This window comes from Salmonella sp. NW177, from assembly GCF_051811585.1.
GTDB lineage: Bacteria > Pseudomonadota > Gammaproteobacteria > Enterobacterales > Enterobacteriaceae > Salmonella > Salmonella enterica.
Genome location: NZ_JAMMZV010000044.1, coordinates 1 through 241, shown reverse-complemented (window position 1 = coordinate 241; position 241 = coordinate 1). Strand labels below are relative to the sequence as shown.

Below are 241 nucleotides of genomic sequence, written 5' to 3'. Positions count from 1 at the left end.
AAAATTGCTTATCACGCGCTGCGTGATATTTTCGTGTAGGGTGAGCTTTCATTAATAGAAAGCGAACGGCCTTATTTCTTCAGCCTCACTCCCAACGCGTAAACGCCTTGCTATTTACTTTTCATCAGACAATCTGTGTGAGCACTGCAAAGTACGCTTCTTTCAGGTAAGGAGGTGATCCAACCGCAGGTTCCCCTACGGTTACCTTGTTACGACTTCACCCCAGTCATGAATCACAAAG

Annotated in this window: 1 rRNA gene; it reads right to left on the bottom strand. The window is 45.6% G+C overall.

The features are described from left to right. Positions 1 to 167: 167 nt before the first annotated feature. Positions 168 to 241, bottom strand: a 16S ribosomal RNA gene (locus NA986_RS24430); the annotation flags it as partial.